This is a genomic window from Protofrankia sp. CiT1 (assembly GCF_917627335.1).
GTDB lineage: Bacteria > Actinomycetota > Actinomycetes > Frankiales > Frankiaceae > Protofrankia.
The window spans coordinates 2458-5212 of the sequence record NZ_CAKJTP010000225.1 but is presented as its reverse complement, the minus strand read 5'-3'; the positions used below and the strand labels follow the sequence as shown (position 1 = coordinate 5212).

The 2755-nt window shown below is 67.1% G+C and carries 2 protein-coding genes; both read right to left on the bottom strand.

Annotation, left to right across the window (positions count from 1 at the left end):
• Nucleotides 1–233: 233 nt before the first annotated feature.
• Complete coding sequence (locus MJ785_RS20410) at nucleotides 234–560, bottom strand: nucleotidyltransferase family protein (RefSeq protein ID WP_239382386.1); 327 nt, start codon at nucleotides 558–560, stop codon at nucleotides 234–236.
• Between the two features lie 508 nt (nucleotides 561–1068).
• A complete protein-coding gene (locus MJ785_RS20405; protein WP_239382384.1) occupies nucleotides 1069–2529 on the bottom strand; it encodes an ATP-binding protein in 1461 nt (486 codons plus the stop codon).
• Between the last annotated feature and the right edge of the window lie 226 nt (nucleotides 2530–2755).

The window sequence follows — 2755 nt, the reverse complement described above, 5'->3', positions numbered from 1 at the left end:
CACCCTCACAGTGGAGCTCCGCGGCACATGCTCGGCACAGCGGCAGCACCGGTGCCGCGAGCGTCGGCCAGTACGTGCCGAAGCTCCAGTTCCCACTCGGGGTCGTCAATTACGTGCACCGGCAGCTCGGCATGCCGGTGGCCTCGACCGCACCGCTGGTCGCGGTCGAAGCCGAAGCCGCCTCCAGGATGTCCGCCAGCCGTTCCTCGTCCCGCCGCACGAACGCCCCCCGCTCAGACGGGCACTGCCTCGGCGAGGATGCCGTCACGAATGCGCAGCTTCAGCCCGCTCTCGGTTGTGACCTGGGTGAACACGCCCAAGAGGTCCTCCACCGCGAGGGCGAAGGCCGTCATGTCAAAGTACCCGTGACCAGGCTCGACGTCGATCAGCAGATCCAGGTCGCTGGAGCCCGTGGCCTCGCCGCGGGCCACGGAACCGAACACGCGCACGTTGCGGACGCCGAAACGGCGTGCAATGGCCATGATCTGCTTGCGGTGCAGGCGGACGTCGTCCAACGTCACCGCGGGCAGCCTTCCCGCTTCCTGCTCTGCCGAGGCCACAGACGCCTTCCCATCGCGCGTCGCGTGCTGCAATATCATGCCTCATCCAGCCGCTCGGCTTTGCGCGACACCCAACACGCTCCAGCTGTGAACCGAAGCGGGACCAGTACCGGAGCCTGTCGAACTCGGTGGGACATCAGATGGCTCGGTCGGTCTGTAAGCCTCCGCAGCCTTGATGGTCAGCCGGGGCTGACGGCTGGCATTTGCGCAGGTAGCGGGTTACATCGGGGTTCAAGTTCTCCATCCTCGTACCGGCATTCTGTGATGAATAATGATCTTGATTCGGTCGGCGACCAACGACGACCAACTGGCATGTGAGAGCCTCGACGAGACCGCGGCCCGGGAACTGTCCGAGGAGACCGGGGCGGACGCCTCATCCCCGCACCTCCAGCAGGTCGGCGTCTGTTCCACGCCTGGCCGAGATCCGCGCGTACCCCGAGTGACCACGTGCGCCTGCCTCGTGATCGCGCCCGACCTGCCCCTGCCGAGGTTGGGGTCTGACGCGCGGTCAGCCTGCGTAGAGCTGGTCGAGGCCGATCAGGCGGACATCGCTTGGAACATCGGATTCCAGGCCCGGGTGGAATCCCGCCCCCGAGTAACAGGCGAGGCGCGTATCGCGGGTGTCAAAGCCCTTGGCCGTGAGCAGGTCGCGGGCGCGGCGCAGGCGGTCGGCGTGACGCCGGTCCATGACCCGGTCCCACTTCGTTTCCCCGAGCGAGAGAATCCTGCGCGGTTGTCCGTGTTCTGCCGGCGCGAGAACGGCGACATCGATCTGGATCTGAGTCCTGTTGGCGGGGTCGGCGACGATTCCCGCTCCCACCTCGGCAGGCAGGCCTCCGAACACCGCCGGGTCGGCCATGATCGCATAATCGCGGCATATGGTCTCGAAATGCGGCCCAACGATCTGGGAAAGGAACCGCGGCTGCGCGCTGGACCAGATCGTCGCCGCGTCGCCGCGCTCCAGCCGCGTCCAGTCCCGGCTCATGACCGCGTGGTAAAAGCTGATCAGCGGCTCGGCTATCCGGTAGACCGCCCTGCCCGGCCTGAACAGGTCGGGCTCCCTGACCAGCAGCCGGGAGTCCTCCAGAACCCGCAGCGGGTGGGCTATCTCGTTGGCCTTCCTGCCGACGTAGCTGGCGACGCCCCCGCTGGTCGAGTTCCCCTCGGCGACGGCGGAGAGCACCGAGTGGTACAGCGACAGGTCGCGGATGTCCGTCTCCTCCGCGAGCAGATAGCGGGCCTCGCGGAACAGCGGGGTCTGCGGGTTCAGCACGGTCCTTGTCACCCAGGCGTCGAAGTCGCCCAGGCCCGACGGGGAGTCGTCGCGGACGAACTCGCGACGGTAGGCGGGTGTTCCGCCAACCACGGAGTGCACGAGCACCGCGAGCGCCGGATCCGTGATACCCCAGAACCGCGCGGCGTCCTGGTACCCGAAGGGATGAACCATCAACTCAAGACCCGCGCGTCCGCGCAATGGCGCCTGCCCGGACAACAGGCCTCCCATGACGGACATCGCCGAGCCGCACAGCAGGAGCCGCGCGCTGCTGGTACCGCCGCTGCCGCCCGGCCCGAGTTCACGTTGGATGATCGACGGCAGCTCCGGCGACGCCTTGACCAGGAAGGGGAACTCGTCGATCACGACTGGTGTGGGGCGGCCGCTCGCGGCACGCAGGACGAATGGGACAGCATCCAGCCAGTCCCGGAAAGGCGGGACCGGGGCGCCCGTGAACCTGACGAGTTCATCGGCGAACAACCGAAGCGAGACCGCCTCGGTCAGTTCCAGCGCGGGAAAGTAGATCCCGCCGGCAGCGGCGGCCAGCGCCTGAAGAAGATAGCTCTTGCCCTGCCGGCGCCGTCCGCTGACCACGCCGAGAGTCGCCCCCGGACGAGGGTCGGCTACGAAGGATGTCAGGCCTCGCCACTCGGCATCGCGGTCGAACAGGTGAGGGGGCTTCACAGGCACGGCCATCGTCCACTCTTCGGATCGAAGTATGGTTGACCGAAACCTACTTGATCGATCCATAGTTCGTCGAAGTACGTTTCACAAATGCTACCAGGCGAGCCCTCCGCGCCGGGCTCCGGACGATCGCGGCATTGCGACGAGTCGTACCGGCGACGCTGAACATCGAGGCCCAGCCCCCGCAGGCGCTACGCTAGCCCAGAAGGATCATGACTGTCGGTCGCCCGAAGGAGGT